Source organism: Streptomyces sp. NPDC052036 (assembly GCF_040680495.1).
Classification (GTDB): Bacteria; Actinomycetota; Actinomycetes; order Streptomycetales; family Streptomycetaceae; genus Streptomyces.
Window position 1 is genome coordinate 49490 of the sequence record NZ_JBFAWW010000014.1, and the last position, 18609, is coordinate 68098.

13 protein-coding genes are annotated in these 18609 nt (G+C 72.8%); 3 read left to right on the forward strand and 10 right to left on the reverse strand.

The annotated features are described in order from the left end of the window. Nucleotides 1-23: 23 nt before the first annotated feature. Nucleotides 24-356, reverse strand: a complete 333-nt coding sequence (locus AB0L95_RS20510) for a hypothetical protein (protein WP_365163225.1) — start codon at nt 354-356, stop codon at nt 24-26. An 88-nt stretch (nt 357-444) separates the two neighbouring features. Between AB0L95_RS20510 and AB0L95_RS20515 the strand changes: the two genes are divergently transcribed. Beyond that, nucleotides 445-2154, forward strand: coding sequence for a TPM domain-containing protein (locus AB0L95_RS20515; protein ID WP_365163227.1), 1710 nt, complete (start codon nt 445-447; stop codon nt 2152-2154). Here AB0L95_RS20515 and AB0L95_RS20520 read toward each other — a convergent pair. From AB0L95_RS20520 to AB0L95_RS20550, 7 genes are all read right to left on the reverse strand, one after another. Then, complete coding sequence (locus AB0L95_RS20520; RefSeq protein ID WP_365163229.1) at nt 2151-4760, reverse strand: SpoIIE family protein phosphatase; 2610 nt, start codon at nt 4758-4760, stop codon at nt 2151-2153. The two genes, AB0L95_RS20515 and AB0L95_RS20520, sit on opposite strands and share 4 nt — an antisense overlap. 198 nt (nt 4761-4958) lie before the next feature. After that, the gene (locus AB0L95_RS20525; protein WP_365163231.1) at nt 4959-5366 is read right to left on the reverse strand and encodes an ATP-binding protein; all 408 of its coding nucleotides are present in this window, start codon (nt 5364-5366) and stop codon (nt 4959-4961) included. Nucleotides 5367-5535: 169 nt separating this feature from the next. Next, complete coding sequence (locus AB0L95_RS20530) at nt 5536-5931, reverse strand: (deoxy)nucleoside triphosphate pyrophosphohydrolase (RefSeq protein WP_365163233.1); 396 nt, start codon at nt 5929-5931, stop codon at nt 5536-5538. A gap of 30 nt (nt 5932-5961) precedes the next feature. Further along, nucleotides 5962-6165, reverse strand: a complete 204-nt coding sequence (locus tag AB0L95_RS20535; RefSeq protein ID WP_355909715.1) for an SPOR domain-containing protein — start codon at nt 6163-6165, stop codon at nt 5962-5964. A gap of 613 nt (nt 6166-6778) precedes the next feature. After that, nucleotides 6779-7531 (reverse strand): GntR family transcriptional regulator, encoded by a 753-nt coding sequence (locus tag AB0L95_RS20540; RefSeq protein ID WP_365163235.1) that lies wholly within the window; start codon nt 7529-7531, stop codon nt 6779-6781. A gap of 147 nt (nt 7532-7678) precedes the next feature. Next, nucleotides 7679-8851: a DUF4190 domain-containing protein gene (locus AB0L95_RS20545; RefSeq protein ID WP_365163236.1), complete on the reverse strand. Its 1173-nt coding sequence runs from the start codon at nt 8849-8851 to the stop codon at nt 7679-7681. A gap of 88 nt (nt 8852-8939) precedes the next feature. Further along, nucleotides 8940-10514: a S8 family serine peptidase gene (locus AB0L95_RS20550; protein ID WP_365163238.1), complete on the reverse strand. Its 1575-nt coding sequence runs from the start codon at nt 10512-10514 to the stop codon at nt 8940-8942. Between the two features lie 160 nt (nt 10515-10674). Here AB0L95_RS20550 and AB0L95_RS20555 point away from each other — a divergent pair, with 160 nt between their 5' ends. Beyond that, nucleotides 10675-11817, forward strand: coding sequence for a pyridoxal-phosphate dependent enzyme (locus AB0L95_RS20555; protein WP_365163239.1), 1143 nt, complete (start codon nt 10675-10677; stop codon nt 11815-11817). 25 nt (nt 11818-11842) lie between these two features. On the opposite strand, the gene AB0L95_RS20560 is transcribed toward AB0L95_RS20555, so the two are convergent. After that, nucleotides 11843-14029 carry a DEAD/DEAH box helicase gene (locus tag AB0L95_RS20560; RefSeq protein ID WP_365163447.1) on the reverse strand — a complete coding sequence of 729 codons (2187 nt, stop codon included), beginning with the start codon at nt 14027-14029 and terminating at the stop codon, nt 11843-11845. Nucleotides 14030-14528: 499 nt separating this feature from the next. Between AB0L95_RS20560 and AB0L95_RS20565 the strand changes: the two genes are divergently transcribed. Further along, nucleotides 14529-17090 carry an amino acid permease gene (locus AB0L95_RS20565; RefSeq protein WP_365163241.1) on the forward strand — a complete coding sequence of 854 codons (2562 nt, stop codon included), beginning with the start codon at nt 14529-14531 and terminating at the stop codon, nt 17088-17090. A gap of 93 nt (nt 17091-17183) precedes the next feature. Here AB0L95_RS20565 and AB0L95_RS20570 read toward each other — a convergent pair whose 3' ends face one another. Further along, a complete protein-coding gene (locus AB0L95_RS20570; RefSeq protein ID WP_365163243.1) occupies nt 17184-18218 on the reverse strand; it encodes an LAETG motif-containing sortase-dependent surface protein in 1035 nt (344 codons plus the stop codon). Nucleotides 18219-18609 lie beyond the last annotated feature (391 nt).

An 18609-nucleotide genomic window follows, 5' to 3' on the forward strand; every position in this document is an offset into this window, starting at 1 on the left:
GCCGTACGGGGCCCGGGCGTCCATCAGGCCCGCACACGGCCGGGGCGCCGCCCGAGCATCTGCAGCACCCCGCCGGTCAGCAGCAGAACGAACCCGCAGGGGGCCACGAAGTCGAGGGCGGTCGTGCCGCTCCCGGGGACGACGAACCTGAACAGCGCCATCCCCGAGACGAAGAGCAGGGCTCCGCAGCCCCACAGTCGGGGCCGCAGCACCCCCGCACGCCACGGCGGCACGAGCATCCGGCCGGTGGTCAGGGCCACGACCCCCGTGGCGGCGTAGAGGGCCAGGACCACCACAACGGCGATCAGAGATATGACGTGCAGCATCGGCCCCCCGGTGTGTGGTGCCCTGATCATGGCACCACCGTCTGCGGATGCTCAGAGCCGCCCCCGCACCGGCACACTCCGCTCGCGGAGCCGCGCCATCCGCCCTACGCTCCGGAATGTGACGCCGCCCACCCGTCGGCGCCGGTCGTGCCGGGCCGCCGCGTTCCGAGCCGTGCGACGGGCCCCTGTCGCGTTCGGGGTGGTGTTGTCGGCGGTCGTGGTGGGAGCGGCGGCCGGGGCCGGACGCGACCGTGCCGCCACCGGTGATCTGGCGCTGCCGCTGATCGCCGCGGTCGCCGCCGTGGCCGTGGCGGTGTACACGTCGGTGCGGCGCAGACGGCGTACGAGGACGCGTACGACGCCCGGCGGACGCGTGCCCACCGTCGTACCGCTGGACGAACTCGACCGGCGGGCGCGGCGGTTGCTCGTCGAGACCGACGACTGTGTGCGCACCAGCCGGGAGGAGTTGCGGTGGGCCGCCGCGCAGCTCGGGGACGAGGCGATACGGGGGCACGAGCAGGCTCTGCAGGACGCCGCGTCGGAACTGGCGGCGTCCTTCGGGATACGGCAACGGCTCGACGACGGGGAAGGCGGGGCGCGGGCGCTGCTGGAGCAGATCGTGGCGCGGTGCAAGGCGGCCGGGCGGAGGCTGGACGCCCAGGCGCCCGGGTTCGACCGGACGCGGGCGCTGGAGCGGACCGCACGGGAGGCGCTGGAGCGTGCCGAGGCACAGGCCCGGGAGTCGGTGGCGCGGGCCGCGGAGACGGACGACACGCTCGCCGGGTTGCGCGAGCGGTACGCGCTGTCCGCGTGTCTGCCGGTGGCGGCCCATCAGGACGTGGCCAAGGACCGGCTGGCCTTCGCCGCGTCCTGCCTCCACCGGGGCCACCGGGCCGTGGAGCGCGGGGAGACCGGGGACGCGACGGCCCTGCTGCGCGCGGCCGAGGCCGCCGTCGGCCAGGCGGACCTGCTGACGGCGGGCGTCGCACGACTGGCCGCGGCCCTGACGAAGGCGGCGCACGTTCTGCCCGCCGCCCTGACGGCGACGGAGACCGACCTCGCTCAGGCCGCCGCGGAACCCGCCCACACGGATCTGCGGACCCGGACCGCCCAGGGCAGGGCGCTGGTGGCCGAACTACGGGGCGAGCCGGGCGCAAAGGCCCCGGCCGACGGTGAGGACACCTCCGGCGACGAGACGGCGGCCGGGGGGCGGCTGAGAGCGCAGGGGCCGGGGGCGGCGGCCGGCGGACGGAAAGCCGAGGGGCCGGGGGCGGTGGGACGGGGCGTGCTCGATCCGGTCAGGGCGTTGCGGCGGATCGAGGAGGTGACCGCGGGGCTGGACCGGGCGTCACACCGGCGGCCGGAGGGGGCCTCGGCCCTCGACCGGCTGGACCGTGCCCTGCTCGTCGCCCGTGGCAGTGTCGGGGCCGCGGCGGACTACGTGACCACGCACCGCGGAGCGGTCGGCTGCGAGGCCCGCACCCGGCTCGCGGAGGCGGAGCGGCGGCTGCGCTCGGCGGAGCGCGCGGGCACTCCCGTGTCCGCCGCCCCGGCCCCCGCGGCGGCCCTGTGCGACGCCCGGGAGGCGGACGCGCTCGGCCGGCAGGCCCGGCAGCTCGCGGAGCGGGATGTGCGTACGTACGGGACGCCGTACGGCGAAGGCCTGTGGACAGGGGGCGCCGTACTCGGCGGGATTCTCCTCGACGCCCCGCGCCGTCCGGGCGCCCCGGGCGACAGCGGCCCCGCGAGCTACGGCGGACCGGGCACGCGGGCGCGCAGGGGCGGCGGGGACCTGTTCCGGCGACCGAAGGCGGACGACCGGATCTAGAACAGACTCAGCAGGGCCTCCGCCGGGTCCACGATCCCGTTCTCGCCGTCCGGAAGCGGCAGTTCGAACCAGACCGTCTTCCCACGCGGCGTACGCCGCGAACCCCAGGCCGCCGAAAGCAGCCCGACCAGTTGCAGACCGCGCCCTCCCTCGTCGGTGTCCCGGGCCCGCCGACGGCGGGGCTGGACCAGGCCCGCGTCCCAGACCTCGCACACCAGCGTCCGGTCGAGCAGCAGCCGCAGTCTGATCTCGCCCTCGCCGTACCGCAGGGCGTTCGTCACCAACTCGCTGACCAGCAACTCCGTGGTGTCCACCAGCGGCTCCAGGTCCCAGGCGAGCAACTGACCGCGCGCGTACTCCCGGGCCCGGCCCACGCTGCGCGGCTCCCGCGGCAGCGTCCAGTCCCCGACGGACTCGGCCGACAGCCCCTGGACACGTGCCATCAGCAACGCGATGTCGTCCTCGCCGTGATGCGAGTCCAGAGTGTTGAGGACGTGGTCGCAGACGTCCTCCAGGGGCTGGGAGGGGTCCGTGAGCGCGCCCACGAACGCCTGGAGGCCCTCGTCCAGCGGATGGTCCCGGGACTCCACGAGTCCGTCCGTGTAGAGCGCGAGCAGGGCGCCCTCGGGCAGTTCGACCTCCACCTCCTCGAAGGGCTCGCCGCCCACGCCGAGCGGCATCCCGGGCGGCACGTCCAGCATCAGCGCGGGCTGGCCCGGTTCCACGACCACTGGCGGGAGATGACCCGCGTTGGCGAAGGTGCAACGGCGCGTGACCGAGTCGTAGACCGCGTAGACACAGGTCGCGAGGTACACCTCGGACAGGTCGGCCTCGCGCGGCCGGCGGGCGGCGCGGGTGGCCTGCTGGACGCCTCCGGGCGCGCCGAGGTTGCGGGCGATCTCGTCGAGCTGGGCGAGGACTTCGGCCGGTTCGAGGTCGAGCTGCGCCAACGTCCGGACGGCTGTGCGCAGTTCGCCCATGGCGACGGCGGCGCGCAGGCCGCGCCCCATGACGTCGCCGACGACCAGGGCCGTGCGGTGGCCGGGGAGTTCGATGACGTCGAACCAGTCGCCGCCGACCTCGCTCGGCCGGCCGGTGGCCGCGTTGCCGGGCAGATAACGGCAGGCGATGTCCAGGCCGGAGGCCTCCGGGTCGCCGGGTGGCAGCAGGGAGCGCTGCAGTATCAGCGCGCGTTCGTGCTCGCGGCGGTACAGGCGCGCGTTGTCGATACAGACCGCGGCGCGCGCGGCCAGTTCGACGGCGAGCGCGTGGTCGCGTTCGCCGAACGGCTCGCTGCCCTTGGTGCGGGAGAACTTGGCGAGGCCGACGACGGTGTCGTGCGCGACCATCGGAACGGCGAGCGTGGACTGGATCAGGCCACCGTCCGCGGCGGGGATGTGCCGGGGCCGGGCGGCCCGCAGGGCGTCCGCGTAAGGGGAGTTGAAGGCGTAGTGGTGGACGGCACCGACGGCGACGGGCTCGGTCCCGCCGGTGAAGGGCAGGTCCGCGACGGCGCTGGAGAACGCGACGCGGCGCATCTCGGCGCTGCCGTCGGCCAGGCCCGGCGGGGTCTCGTCGCCGGCCAGGAGGCCCTGGTAGAGGTCGACGGTGGCGAGGTCGCAGAAGCCGGGCACGACCACGTCGAGGAGTTCCCGCGCGGTGGTCTCCAGGTCGAGGGAGTTGCCTATGCGGGCGCCCGCCTCGTTCAGGAGGGCGAGGTTGCGGCGGGCGGCGGCGGCCTCGCGGGCGGCGGCGCGGCGGGAGGTGACGTCGATGCCGAGCCAGGCGACGCCGATGGGGTGACCGCTGCCGCTGTGCACGCGGTAGAGGTTCACGGACCAGTGCTTGCGCTCCTCGGAGCCCGGGATGAAGCCCGTGACATGCATGTCCGTGATCGATTCGCCGGTCTCCAGGACGCGGCGCAGGGTCGCCGAGACGCGCTCGGCCTCCGGTGACTGCAGATAGTCGTGGACGGAGTGGCCGCGGTGGCGGTCGGGGGTGCCGCCGAAGGTCGAGGCGAACTGCTCGTTGGCACGCCGTACCCGCAGATCCGGGTCGATCAGCAGGAAGCCGAAGGGAGATTGGCCGAAAATCGCCTGCGAGGCGGCGAGATCGGTCTCGATGCTACGGAGCGTACGGACGTCGACGATGATGCACACGGCGGCCCGGTCGCCGTCCTCCGTGACCGTGGGCATCACATAGACCTCGGCGAGCCCCTCGGTTCGCCGCGCGTCGGTCGCCCGGAAGGGGATGACGCCCGTCCACTCCCGGCCGTCGAGGATCTCGGCCATCTTGCGCTGGCCCCGCTCACGCAGCTCGGGGGCGACGAACGCCTCGATGGGGTCCATGCCGACGGCCCGTTCGCGGGGGATGCCGAAGAGCTGCTCGGCCCGCAGGCTCCACTGGTCGACGTGTCCGTCGGGGCCGATGGAGAACGAGGCGACCTTGATGTAGTCGTAGATGGAGCCGGGCGGGTTGCTCTGCCACAGAAGACCGCTCGCCGCGTCGCGCGCTTCGACGGCCACGGCGGAATCCACCGCGGCCCCGTCCCTCGCGCCGCCCGACGGGTCCTCGGACTCCGTGGCCTTCGCTGGTATCTCGCTCACGCGAACCGTCCCCTCCAGCTCACCGCATCCGGCACCGGTCACCGGGGGCGGCTGCCCGCAGTATCCAGCACTACGGTGCCGCACAACACGGTGTTCACGATCACAGCACGGTCCCGATGCTTTTTGGACCGGCCGGGCCATACTCCCAGTCTTCTAACCAGGTGAAGCCCGGTCGAACCCCCCTTGCACGGCCTACGGTCAGCGGGGAACCGCCAGCTCGAACCAGACCGTCTTGCCGGTGTCCGCCGGGCGGGTCCCCCAGCGCCGCGAGGAGTGGGCGACCAGCTGGAGGCCGCGGCCGTCCTCGGACTCGGAGTCGGCGGCGCGCTCGCGGGGCGGGTCGGGCAGGGTGTCGGAGACCTCGACGAGCAGGCTGGGGGCGGCGCCGCCAGAGCGCACGAGGCGGAGCCCGATGGGGCCGGTGGCGTGCCGCAGCGCATTGGTCACCAGCTCGCTGACCAGCAGCGCGGCGACGTCGCAGATCTCGTCGAGCCCCCAGGCGCGCAGCTGGCTCCGGACAACGGCACGAGCCGTCCGAACCGCACCGGGGTCTGCGTGGAACGTCCACTCGGCGCTGGTGCCTTCGGTGTCGAGCACACCGATCACTTCCCGGGCCAGATGCTCATCGTGTCCGGTTTTGGGGGGTTAATTGGCACATACCCGGTATCAGGAGAGCCTTACCGTGCGCCCGGGCGCACTGTGGCACGGACGGCGTACGGCGGGCCGGACGCGGGAGCACCCTGCGCCCCGCCAGCGTCCGTCTTCCTTCGGAGGTCTATCGATTCCACACGGTCAGCACGGCCTTGACCGCCGCCACGTCCTGGTCGAGCCAGTCCACGTCCCAGATCTCATCGGGGGTCAGCCAGCGCAGCTCGTCGTGGTCCTCCAGAGGCTCGGGGCGGCCGGCGAGCAGCCGCGCGGTCCACACCCGCAGGACGTACCCGGGCTTCAGCGGCCACTCCCCCGGCACACGCCCGACCGGCTCCGCGGTCACCCCGAGCTCCTCCCGCAGCTCGCGGACCAGGGCGCGCTCGGGGGTCTCGCCCGGTTCGACCTTGCCGCCGGGCAGCTCCCAGCGACCGGCGAGCTCCGGGGGCGCACTACGGCGCGCGGCCAGCAGGCGGTCGTCGTCCAGCAGGGCGGCGCCGACCACCACGATCGGTTGCGTCATGCGCCGGAGCCTACGGGAGCACGCGGCGGATCACATTCCCGACCGCTCCCCCCGCCGGGCGCCGCCCTGGCCGATGCGCTCGACCCAGTAGAGCTGCTTGTGCCCGCGGTCGTCGAGGCTGTCCACGATCTTCTGAGCCTCGGCGCGGGTGGCGTACCTGCCCACGCTGTAGCGGTTGCCGTTGTCGTCCTGCCGTATGACGAGCCAGGGAAGAGTGACCGTGCCGTCGCTCATCGCGCCCCTCCACTTCCCGCCCCCGGCTCCCGCCGCGCCCCACCCACCAAGGAAACCGCACTGCGCATATGCCCGAGCCTACGCCTAACCTTCACGCAGCGAATACGGCTTTTCACAAAGAGGTACGCAACCAGCCATGCCACAGGGGGCGCACGCCGTCGTTCGCGCCGTCACATGCGCCCCGCGCGCATGCAGAACAGCCTGGAACATCGACGGACCGCGAGGTGAAGGGCGCGAAGAAACGACCGGATTGCGACCGCGCCGGAAGCCGGGGCTGTCGCATGAGCGACTCGGGTCAACTTCCCTTGGCTCCAAGCCACTTGAACGACCTCGCTACCAGCCGCCCGCACCAGGGCGAGCGCGGCCCGGACGCGAACCGGGGGCGTGCGGCACCGAGGGAGGCGCGGGACGGAAGCGATCAGAACCCCAGGCGGAGGGCACTCGAACACCGGCCTGAGGGCGCACCCGGGCCCCCGCGCGCCCCCTGGCTCGCCGACAGGCGGCACGTCCCCGCTTCGCCGGCGGCGGCACACCCCCACTTCACCCGCGGGCGGCACACCCCCACTTCACCCGCGGGCAACACACCCCCACTTCACCGGCAGGCGATACATCCCTACTTCACCGGCAGGTGGTACGACACCCGGTAGCGGTCCGCCGGCACCACCACGTCCGCCGTCTCCACCGGGCGGCCTGACGCGTAGTAGGTCCGCTGGACGACCAGGACGACATGCCCGGGGACGCCGCCCAGCGCGAGCAGCTCCTCCGCGAGGCCGGGGCGGGCGCCGACCTCCTCCGTGACGTTGTCCACGATCACATCGATGGCCGCCATGCGCTCGACGACCCCCATGCCGCCGAGCGGTCCCTCCTCGGGGAGCATCACGGGGGTGCGGCCGGTCAGCGCGAGGGGCTCCCAGGACGTGGAGAGCATCATCGCCTCGCCCGCCTCCCGGAAGACGTACTTCGTACGCATCACGCGGTCGCCCGGCTGGATGCCGAGCCGCTCGGCAATGGCGCCGCTCGCCTCCCACTGCTCGCTGCGCGACTCCCAGGTGCCGCGCACGGAGGCGTCCGTCTGCTCCTGACGGAAGGGGGTGGCACCGCTCTCCGGCCGGAACCCCGAGCGGGCCACCCGGCGCGGCACCGGCCGCTCCCGGACATAGGTGCCGGACCCGGAGCGGCCCTCGACGAGCCCCTCGGCCATCAGGACCTTGCGCGCCTCCAGGGCGACCGTGTCCGAGACGCCGTACTCCTCGCGGATGCGGGCCTGGGAGGGGAGGCGTGTGCGGGGCGGCAGCAGCCCGTCCACGATCTTCTTACGGAGATCACCCGCGACACGCAGATACGCCGGCTGCTCACCGAAAGTCACTGGCCGCTCCCATCAGCTTGTACAGACAGCAACAGCCTGGCAACCGTGGGTTGTGCCACGCAAGTAGTGGCCAGAGAATCACTCGATGTGATGACTTGGCTTGTCCGACGGCTTTACGCAGGCATTTCCTGCCCGGTATGGCGGCCGTCACACCTGCTTTCCGTCGCCCGATGACCCTCCGGAGCCGGAACCGCCCTCCGCGTCACGTGACGGAGGAGTCGTGGCCAGGCCCAGAGCCTTGCGTGCGGTGACCGCCGTCCGGTCCTCCAGGAGCGTGCTGCCCCGGTCGTAGTGCACGTAGAAGGTGTCGGCGTCCGTGGCGGCGGCCGCCCTGCCCCACTCCTCGCGGGCCCGGTCGAGGGCCGCCGTCCGTCCGGTGACCGGCTCCTGGGCACCCTCCGGCCAGGAGCGGGCCCGCAGCCGCCCGTTCTGGTCGGCGAGCGCCGTGGCGACTCGCGCCGCCCATCTGCGGTGGCCCGGCAGGTCGTCCTCGACGTACGCGGAGTCGGGAGCGGTGTCCAGGGCCGCGTACAGGACCGCGTCCGCACGCAGATAGGCGAGCTGGTCGTCGTTGAGAGTGGTGGCGTCGCGGCGCAGCGTGCCGGTGCGGGCACCCCGCCCGTCGGTGCCGCCGAACATGCAGGTGACCTGGCGGTCGCCGTAGCCCCAACTCTCCCGGGTGGGAGTGAAGTAGTAGACGTCGACATCGTCGGGGATCGCCCAGGAGTCCATGGCGTACGTACCGCGAAGCGCGTAGCACCTGTCGTCGGCGGTCTCGGTGATCGCGTCGTCGCCCGGGAAACGGCCGCCCGGAAGCGCGAAGTTCGCGAAGACCTCGGCCTGGTGCCGCCCGGAACAGGGCACCTTGTCCACGTCGTACGCCTCGCCCTGGAGCGAGCCGCCGGGCGCGTTGAAGCACTCGCCCTTGCGTACGGAGAACGTCGCGCCGTCACCGCGCGCCCCGTCCCTGACGCCCTCCCAGAAGTCGTGCGTGCCGCCCGCCGCGAGGGCGGTCCCGAACAGGGCGAGCCCGATCGAGGACATCACGATGCCGCCGATCGCGAGTCCCCGGCCGCGTTCGCCGCGCCGTCGGATCTGCGCGAGCGCGATCAGACCGAGGACCAGACCGACGGCCGGCAGGAAGCAGAGGGTGCCGAGGACGAGCGCGGCGATCGCGAGCCCGTTGACGGGCGCCGGACGGTTGTACGGGGAGTACCCCTGCCCCCAGGGCTGGTACGGCAGCCCGTACGACTGCTGGTAGGGCCCCTGCGGGGACGGGCCCCCGGGCTGCTGGGGCCCGGGGGGCGGGGGTATGGCCACGGGTACCGCTCCTCGTCCGACATGCGCTCAGAACAGATGTACGACGCGCATGGTAGGTGCAGGGCGGCGGGTCTCTTGGGCCGGGGAGTCAGAACTGCAACGCCCAGGAGTCGATCTTCCCGGTGTCGAACATCGCGTAGTCGCCGACCCTCAGCCGCCAGGTGCCGTTCGCCGTCCGGGACGAGGCGTTCACGGTGTACGTGGTGTTGATGTCATGTGTGCTGCCGCCGGCCCCCAGGGGCTTGAGCAGGTACGCGATGCCGTCCGGCGCGATCAGCTGGATCTGCAGATCACCGATGTAGGTGTGCTGGATGTGCACCTCGACGGCGAGGTTCGCGGGCGCCTTGCCGGGGACCCCGGTGACCGTGATCGGCGACTCGGCGGTGGAGAAGTCGCGGATCGGGTAGTCGGTGGTGTTCACGAAACGCGGCCGGGCCGGGGGCGGCGGGACGGGCGTGCCGCTGCCGTCGGCGACATCGAGCAGCCGGTTGGGCGAGCCGGTTCCCGGGGCGGTGACGACACCGGTGGTCGCGGCGCCCGTCAGCGCGGCGGCGACCTGCGCGGGCGTGGCCGTCGGATGGTTCCCCAGATAGAGGGCCGCCGCCCCCGTCACATGCGGCGTCGCCATCGACGTACCGGACAGCGTGTTCGTGGCCGTGTCGCTGGAGTTCCACAGGGACCTGACCGAGGAGCCCGGCGCGAACAGGTCCAGCACCGAACCGTAGTTGGAGTAACTGGCGCGCGCGTCGCCCTGCGCGATGGCGCCGACGGTGATCGCCTCGGCCACCCGGGCGGGCGAGGCGCCGGAGGCGTCGTCGTTGCTGTTGCCCGCGGCGACCGCGATGGTGACGCCCGAGGCGATGGTGTTGCGGACGGCGGTGTCGAGCACGCTGTCGGCGGAGCCGCCGAGGGACATGTTGGCCACGGACGGACCGCTGTGGTGCTGGGCCACCCAGTCGAGGCCCGCGACGACCTCGTCGGTGGTGCCGTAGCCCGAGTTGTCCAGGACGCGGACCGCGACGACCTTCGCCTTCTTGGCGACGCCGTACGCGCCGCCGGCGACCGTGCCCGCGACATGGGTGCCGTGGCCGTTGCCGTCCTGGGCGATGTTGTCGTTGTCGACGGCGTCGTAGCCGTAGGAGGCGCGCCCGCCGAAGTCGCTGTGGGTGACACGGACACCGGTGTCGATGATGTACGCGGTCACTCCCTGGCCCGCCGAGTCGGGGTAGCTGTATCTGCCGTCGAGGGGCGGGGTCTTCTGGTCGATGCGGTCCAGCCCCCAGGAGGGCGGATCGGTCTGGGTCGACGCGATGTGGAAGACATGGCTCTGGACGACGGAGGCGACCGCCGGATCGGCGGCGAACCGCCGCGCCGCCGACGCGGTGGCATGGATCGCGTAGCCGTTGAGCGCCTTGACGTAGGTGTGCCCGATCGTGCAGGCGTACTTCAGGGCAAGGGCCCTGCCGTCGTCGGAGTCGGCCCGCACGCCGTCCTTGAGCAGGACGATATAGCTGCCCGGGACGGTGTTCGCCGCGCCCTCGTACCGGACCGTGCCCTGGGCAGCGGGCGTGGCGTGCGTGGGAGCGGCGGAGACGAGACCGACGAGCACGGCCGCCGCGCCGATCCCGGCCAGTCGCCGCCGAGCATGCCGCATCACTGGCATCCGAGAGTCCTCCTCATCGGTGGAACGTTGATGACGCCTCGGTCGGTGGTACGGGTGCGCGAGGCGTACGACGGTGCGGGCGCGACGCATGCGAGCCCAACACGGGCACCAGGCGGCGATCATGACATACCGTTACCAACCGGACAATTACCCTGGCCGCATGACACTGTTGCCGGACTGTTTCTGCCCGGCGGACGGCACCCGCGTGACCGCGGAGTCGCTCGCCTGGTGCTGTCCCGTCTGCCAGGGGCCGCTGGACCTGGACTTCGCGCCGACCCCCGCACCGCTGAAGTCCCTCAAGGGACGGGTGAACTCCCTGTGGCGCTACGCGGAGACCCTGCCGCTGGCCACCCCCTCGATCAGCCTCGGCGAGGGCCGTACGCCGCTCGTGGAGCTGCGGGACGGCATCTGCGCCAAGCTCGACTTCCTGATGCCGACCCTGTCCTTCAAGGACCGCGGGGCGGTCCTGCTCATCGGGCTGGCACAGCGGCTGGGTCCGCGGCAGGTGGTCTCCGACAGCAGCGGCAACGCGGGCACCTCGATCGCCGCGTACTGCGCCCGGGCCGCGCTGCCGTGCACGGTGTACGTGCCGGAGGGGACGTCCGCCGAGAAGCGGGAACACATCGGCGCGCACGGGGCACGTGTGCACCTGGTCGACGGCGACCGGGAGGCGGCGGCGCAGGCCGCCCGCCAAGCGGCGGACGAGCCGGGGGTGTTCTACGCCTCGCACGCCTACAACCCGTACTTCCTGCACGGCACCAAGACCTGTGTGCACGAGCTGTGGGAGGACTTCGGAGGGCGGCTGCCGGACGTGCTCGTGCTGCCCGTCGGCAACGGCACCCTGCTGCTCGGCGCGGCCCTGGCCGTCGCCGAGCTGTTCGCGGCGGGCCTGATCGACCGCCGCCCGGCGCTGTACGCGGTGCAGGCGGCAGCGGTCGCGCCGCTGGCGCACGCCTGGGAGGAGGGCGCCGAGGACCTGGCGGGCCCCACACCCGTGGCCCCCACGTTCGCCGAGGGCATCGCGATCCCGCGCCCTCCGCGGGCCCGCCAGATCCTGCGCGCGGTACGCGACTCGGGCGGCCGGTTCCTGACCGTGACGGAGGATCAGATCCGGCACGCCCAGCTGGACCTGGCGTCCCAGGGCCTGTACGTCGAGCCGACGGCGGCGGCCGGCTGGGCGGCGGCGCGGGAGGGACTGCTCGAATCGATCCCGCCGTCCCGGCTCCGCTCGGACGGGGGGATCGCCCCGGTGGTGGTGCCGCTGTGCGGGGCCGGACTGAAGACGGGACCGGCCCGGACCTGACCGGCGCAGGTGTACGGGCCCCGCGTCAGACCGGTTCGGCGGCCAGCCTGAGCTGCTCCTCCTCGACGATACGGCGAGCCAGGGTCGCGTCCGAGACGTCGACGGCGTCCGGGGTGGCCTCCGCGACCTCGCTGCGCCGCGCGTAGGCGTCGAAGAGGCGGTCCTTGTTCCTCAGGATGCGCAGCAGCCGGTCGTCCACCGTGTCCGTCGCCAGCAGACGGTGCACCTGCACCGTGCGGACCTGGCCCATGCGATGGGCGCGCGCGACGGCCTGGTGCTCCAGCGTCGGCTTGAGCTGCGGCTCGCACAGGATCACCACGGAGGCCGCCTGAAGGTTGAGGCCGGTGCCGCCCGCCTCGATCTGGGCGAGCAGCACCGCATGTCCGTCGGCCGCGGCGAAGTCGTCCACCAGCCGCTGCCGGCGGGCGGCGGGCACGTCCCCCGAGACGGACCCGACCACCCCGTCCCCGAGGACGCGGCGCACCGTGGCGAGCACCTCGCGGAAGTACGAGAACACCACCACCTTCAGCCCGTTCTCAGCGGCCTCCCGCACCAGCTCGCGCAGCCGCCGCAGCTTGGCGGAGTGCTCGGCGTCGGCGTACGCGGCCCGGCGCATCGCCATGAAGTTCCCCTCGGTGACCGCCTTGCGATAGGCGTCCCGGTCCGCGGCGCTCGGCTCCTCCCAGGCGTCGACCTGCACCAGCGCGGGCAGCTCGGTGAGCACGTCCTGCTGGTTGCGGCGCAGATAGGCGGGGGCTACCGCCGCGCGGAAGGCCCCCGGTCCGCCGCCACCGCCGCCCTGGTGGTCCGCGGGCAGCAGATCGGGGCGGAGATGACGGACCAGGGCGCGGAACTCGTGCACCCGGTTCTCCATGGGCGTGCCGGTCAGGAACAGAACGCGGTCGCAGGCCTCGGTCCACACCGTGACGGCCCGGGCCCGCCGGGTGCCGGGGTTCTTCACGTAGTGCGCCTCGTCCACGACGAGCATCCCGGGGGGCGCGCCGCCGGGCGCGGGCAGGGTGTGCAGCGTGTCGTACGTGGTGACGGCGACACCGCCGCGCTCGCGCCACTCCTCGTAGACCTCCACGCGGTCCGGCCCGTGCACCAGCAGCGCGCGCAGGGTGCTGCGGGCGCCGATCTCCCGGGTCCAGTTGATCAGTACTCCGGCCGGACAGACCACGAGGAAGTGGCGGTGCCCCTCGGCCGCGAGATGGGCGAGCGCGGCGATGGCCTGGACGGTCTTGCCGAGCCCCATCTCGTCGCCGAGCACGACCCGGCGCTGGGCGAGGGCGAACCGGGCGCCGAAGGACTGGTAGCCGCGCAGGGAGACCCGGCGGTGGGTGTCGTCGAGGGGCTGGGCGCGCACCCGCTCGGCCACCTCGGCGGGCAGCGAGCCCTCGCCGGCCGCCGTGGCGGGGCCCTGAGCGCAGACCTCGGCGAGCAGTCCGTAGTACTCAGCGGACCGCACCTCGAAGTCGACCACGGCCTCCAGATCGGAGACGGGGCCGCGCAGCAGGTCGGCGCCGGCCTGCGCGAGCAGCAGCGGTACGCCGCGGGCGGCGGCGTCGGCCAGCAGGTCCCCGATCCCGGCGACCGCGGCGAGCACCTCTTGGCGTCTGCGCCGCCCGAGGAGCGCGAGACGCAGCCGTACGCCGGCGGTCCGCGCCGCGGGCAGCAGGCTGCCGAGCCGCTGGTCGAGCCGCGCGGCGGTGTCCACGGCCCGGTGCAGCTCGGGCCCGGCCTCGACCAGCGGGTACAGGGCGGCCAGAAGGGCGACGGTGCGCGGGGCGGGCTCGTCCACATCGAGGCGGACGGTGACCGTCTCCTCGACGGCCGCCGCGATCTGCCGGGCGGCGGCGAGCGCGCGGTCGGCGGTCTGCTGCCCCACACCGGGCAGCCGGCGCAGGTCGTGGCGGCGGGCCTCGTACACGGACCGCACGGTCGCGAACCCGGCGGCCTCGATCGCCGCGATCCGCAGCCGCCCCTCGGTGGCGTCCTTCAGCCGGGCGACCGGGATGCCCGCCAGCTCTCCGGCGACGAGCTCGGCGCGCAGCGGCGCGAGGGCCGTCCGCACGGCCTCCACCGCACGGGCGTGGTCGTCGAGCAGGGCACGCGCGGCATCGTGCAGCCGCGCCGCCTCGGCCGACAGGGCCCGCGCCCTGCGCCCCACCGGCACCGCGCCGCCGCCCCCGGCCGTCCCGGCCACCTCCATGTCGCCCCTCATGTGCACTCCCGCCCCGATGCGCGCACATCCTTCCACGGGGCACCGACAGGACGGCCTCGCGGGGAAGCCCGGGTCACAGCCGGGCCGCACGGCAGGGCCACCGCCGTCCGGCCCTCCATCGGGGGGATGAAAGCCACTTCTGTTGTTAATCCCGAAGAGGAGGGGCAGGGTGGGTGACAGTGCCGCACAGTCGACCTTGTCCGACATCACGGGTGATAGTCGCGCCTGGAGGGATCATGCCCCACGCACGAACAGGTGGCCGGATCCCGTACGAAAGCATGCGCACCCCCCGGACCGCCGGGCGAGCGGCCGACGGGCCTGCCTTCCGGCGGTTCGCGGCGGCCGACAGGCCTGCCTCCCCGCTGTTCCCGGCGGCCGCCCCGCGCCGCCCGCCCCGGCTCCGAAGCGGGCACCGGGCGTGAGGATCCCCGGTGGAGCCGCGTCCGCCGACCGCCCCGCTCCTGGCTCCGGGGTGGGCCGGAAGGGGTTGAAGAGCGGCGCGCTGGGCCTGTTCTCCTCGGTCGTCATGGGCCTGGCCTCCGCCGGACCCGCCTACAGCCTCGCGGCCACCCTGGGCCTCATCGTGGCGGGGGTCGGGCTCCAGGCCCCGATCATCACCATCATGGCGTTCGTGCCGATGCTGCTGATCGCGTACGCCTACCGGGAACTGAACGCCAGTGACGCCGACTGCGGCACCGCCTTCACCTGGGCGACCCGCGCCTTCGGGCCACGCGTCGGCTGGATGGGCGGCTGGGGGATCATCGTCGCCGACATCCTCTTCATGACCAACGTCGCCGAGATCGCCGGGATCTACGGCTTCCGGCTGCTCGGCTACGAGTCGCTGGCGCACAGCCGGATGTGGACGACCCTGGCGGGCGTCGTCTGGATCGCCGTGATGACCGCGATCTGCTACATCGGCATCGAGCTCTCGGCCGCCGTACAGCGCTGGCTGCTGTGCCTGGAGGTCGCGGTACTCATCCTCTTCGCGGTCGCCGCACTGATCAGGGCCTACACCAACGCTCCCCCGACGGCCCTGCACGTGTCCACCTCCTGGTTCAACCCCTTCGAAGTGCCCTCGGCGAAGGCGCTGACCTCGGGCATCCTCGCGGCGGTCTTCCTCTACTGGGGCTGGGACACCGCCGCCTCCGTCAACGAGGAGACCGTGGACAGCGCGCGCACCCCCGGACGCGCCGTGATCGTCTCCGTCACGCTGCTCCTCATCACCTATGGGCTGGTGTCCACGTCGGCGCAGGCGTTCGCCGGAGTCGGAACCTCGGGCATCGGGCTGGGCAACCGCGACAACGCGGGCGATGTGCTGTCCGGCCTGGGCAACGCCGTCTTCGGCGGCCACGGCGCGGGACCATTCCTGTCGAGACTGCTGATCCTGATGGTGCTGACCTCGGCGCTGGCCTCCACCCAGACCAGCATCCTGCCCCTGGCCCGCACCGTCTTCTCCATGGCGGCCCACAAGGTCGTCCCCTCCCAGCTGGCCCGGGTCCATCGCAGGTTCCTCACACCGACCTGGTCGACCGTCGCCATGGGCGCGCTCTCGATCGTCGTCCTGATCGTGCTGACCTCGTTCAGCCGGAACGTCCTCGCCGACTCGATCGACGCGGTCGGCCTCGCGATCACGTTCTACTACGGGCTCACCGGCTTCGCCTGCGTCTGGTACCACCGCAGGGTCCTCGGCCGCAGCGCCCGGAATCTCGTCTTCAAGGGCGTGCTGCCGGGACTGGGCGGGCTGATCATGCTCCTCCTGTTCCTCTACGCCGCCTTCGGTGTCTACGCCAACCCCCGGTTCGACTCCACCGTCATCACCCTGCCGGTGATCGGACCCACGGGCGGGGCCACGGTGGTGGGCCTGGGCGCCCTGCTGCTCGGCTTCCTGCTGATGCTGGTGGTCACCCGGGAACACTCCGCCACCCTGAAACTCCAGCGGAGCCTGCTCCCGCGCGCCCTGCCCCGGGTGACCGGCCTGGAGGCAGAGAGCCGCTATCTGCCTGCGGACAGCGGATCCGGTGTGGGCGGCGACTGGTTCGACGTCATCCCCCTGTCCGGGACTCGGGTCGCCCTGGTCGTCGGGGATGTGCTCGGTGGCGGCCTGCGGGCCGCCGCCACGATGGGGCGCCTGCGCACGGGCGTCCAGGTCCTGGCCCGGCTGGACCTGGCCCCGGACGAGCTGCTCGCGCGTCTCGACGACCTGGTCGAGCAGACCGCGAACGAACCGGTGACGGCCCACGAGCGGGACCGCACCAAGGCGCACACCGACGCGGCCAGAGGGGTGACCTGCCTGTACGCGGTGTACGACCCGGTCTCGGGACGGTGCAGCCTGGCGCACGCGGGCCAGTCGCTGCTGATGGTCGTCGAACCGCACACCGGCGTCGCCGACTGCCCCCGGCTGCCGCCCGGGCCGCCGCTGGGGGTGGCCGGACCGCCCTACGAGAGCACCGAACTCCGACTGCGGCCGGGCAGTCTCCTCGCCTTGTTCTCGGGCGGCCTCCTCCAGGCGACGAGCAGCACCGAGGCCGGGCTCGCCCAGCTCGCCCGGATCCTCAGCGATCACCGGCGGTCCCTGCGCGAGCTGAGCAACCAGGTGGTGTCCACACTGCTGCCGGGCCCGGTGGACGAGGACGCGACGCTGCTGCTGACGCGCACCCGGATGCTCGACCCGAGACAGTTCGCCCAGTGGGAGCTGCCGGCGGACCCGGCGGCGGTGGGTGCCATCCGCACGACCGTCGGCAAGCAGCTCGACGAGTGGGGGCTGGAGGACCTGGTCTTCACGACCGAGCTGGTCCTCAGCGAGCTGGTCACCAACGCCATCCGCTACGTCGGAGGGCCCATCCAGGTACGGCTGATCCGCGACCAGGCCCTGATCTGCGAGGTCTCCGACACCGGGCACAGCGCCCCCAATCTGCACCACGCCGCCAGCGACGACGAAGGGGGCCGGGGCCTGTTCATCATCGCCCAGATGACCCATCGCTGGGGGACGCGCTACACACCCACCGGCAAGACCATCTGGGCCGAGCAGAACCTGCCTCCTGGGCAGTGAGCCCGGGCTGCCGCAGACACGCGGAGGGGGCCGCGGCGCGCTCGGCACCACGACCCCCTACGACCTACAACGGATCACCGGATCACCGGATCATCAGATGGCGGCACCCGTCCCGGCGGCCCGGCGACGGCGCACCACGAACACGGCTCCCGCGCCGACGGCGACCGCGGCGCCGCCCACCAGGGCGATGGTCGGGAGCGCGGAGCTGGAACCGGTCTCCGCGAGCCGGCCCTCGGGGTCGATCTGCTTGTCTCCGGCCGGCTTGGCCGGCAGCGGCTTGCTGCCGCCCTGCGGCTTGGAGTCATTGACGTCGCCGGGGGCGGAACCAGCCTTCAGGATCTCGAACTCGTAGTAGCTGTCGTCGCCCGAGGCGACGCAGTTGCCCTCGTCGTCGGCGTACATGCCGATGCTGATGGCGAACCCGAGCCCGGCCGGGGCCTTCGCGTCCACCGCGAGGCGCAGGTCGATGGAGAAGGACTCCTTCGCCTTGATGTCGGTGTAACCGAGGTAGCCCGCCCCCTCGTCCTGCTCGTCCAGGGAGATGTCGGTCCACTTGCCGGTGTCCGGGTCCTTGTACTGCAGGGTGAGGTGGCTGGTGTCGACGAAGAAGTCGTCCTCGTCCACCTGGGCGGTGAACACACCGAGGTCGACGCGCTGATAGGTGTGGCTGCCGGTGTTCTTCACGTTCAGCTTGAACCCGTGGAAGCCGCTGCCCGCGACGATCTGCGACGGCAGACCGGAGAGGCCGGTGTGCAGGTCGTCGTCGAACTTGGGGTTCTCGTCGTCGCACTCCACCGGCCCCGACGGCGACGGCGACGTGGACGCGGAAGCGGAGGCAGACGCGGAGGCGGACGCCGACGCGGACGAAGAGGCACTGGCCGGGGCCGAAGCCGCCGGGGTCGTGTCGTCGGACGCAGGGGTGGACTCGCCCGCGGCCGGGGACGTGTCGCCCGCCGCGGGAGTGGTGTCCGTGGGACCGGGCGTCGACGTCCCGTCCGTCGTGGTGGTCTCCCCGGCCGTCGGCGACGGGCTGCCGTCGGACGCGTGGGCGACGGGGGCCACGAGCAGAACGGCCGGGGCGAGTGCGGCGCTCGCGGCCGCGAGGGCCAGGGAACGGCGAATTCTCATGCGAACCTCGGGGACAGAAGTGACTGTTGTATTCGCAAAGAGGACCGCCGAATCCAGCCAAGAGTTGCCCAAGGCGGCGTGTCTTTCTTGAGTGACCTACGTCACTTCGGAGGGCGGGTGCGACCGTGGAGCCGGCGAGCGCACGCGGCCCACGATCTCGGCGTGACACCGATCGCACGCATGCGCTACAGTCGATCTTGCGCCGGTCACCGGAACTCCGGGAAACCGGCCGCGCGTTGGTGGTCCAAGGAAAGACGTCCCGCTTCCTGCGGGGAGATGCAGGTGCAAGGCCTGCCCGGCGCTCGAACACGATCCCCACCCGCTGATGCGGGTGGGGATCGTTGCGTTGCCCCCAAGGCTCGACGCGAGAACTGACCAGGGGCAGACCCGC

What these genes read in the sequence shown, in the direction of transcription:
- AB0L95_RS20510 (WP_365163225.1), bottom strand. Translation starts at nt 356, where the DNA reads ATGATCAGGGCACCACACACCGGGGGGCCGATGCTGCACGTCATATCT.
- AB0L95_RS20530 (WP_365163233.1), bottom strand. Translation starts at nt 5,931, where the DNA reads ATGACGCAACCGATCGTGGTGGTCGGCGCCGCCCTGCTGGACGACGAC.
- AB0L95_RS20535 (WP_355909715.1), bottom strand. Translation starts at nt 6,165, where the DNA reads ATGAGCGACGGCACGGTCACTCTTCCCTGGCTCGTCATACGGCAGGAC.
- AB0L95_RS20550 (WP_365163238.1), bottom strand. Translation starts at nt 10,514, where the DNA reads ATGCCAGTGATGCGGCATGCTCGGCGGCGACTGGCCGGGATCGGCGCG.
- AB0L95_RS20555 (WP_365163239.1), top strand. Translation starts at nt 10,675, where the DNA reads ATGACACTGTTGCCGGACTGTTTCTGCCCGGCGGACGGCACCCGCGTG.
- AB0L95_RS20560 (WP_365163447.1), bottom strand. Translation starts at nt 14,029, where the DNA reads ATGGAGGTGGCCGGGACGGCCGGGGGCGGCGGCGCGGTGCCGGTGGGG.
- AB0L95_RS20570 (WP_365163243.1), bottom strand. Translation starts at nt 18,218, where the DNA reads ATGAGAATTCGCCGTTCCCTGGCCCTCGCGGCCGCGAGCGCCGCACTC.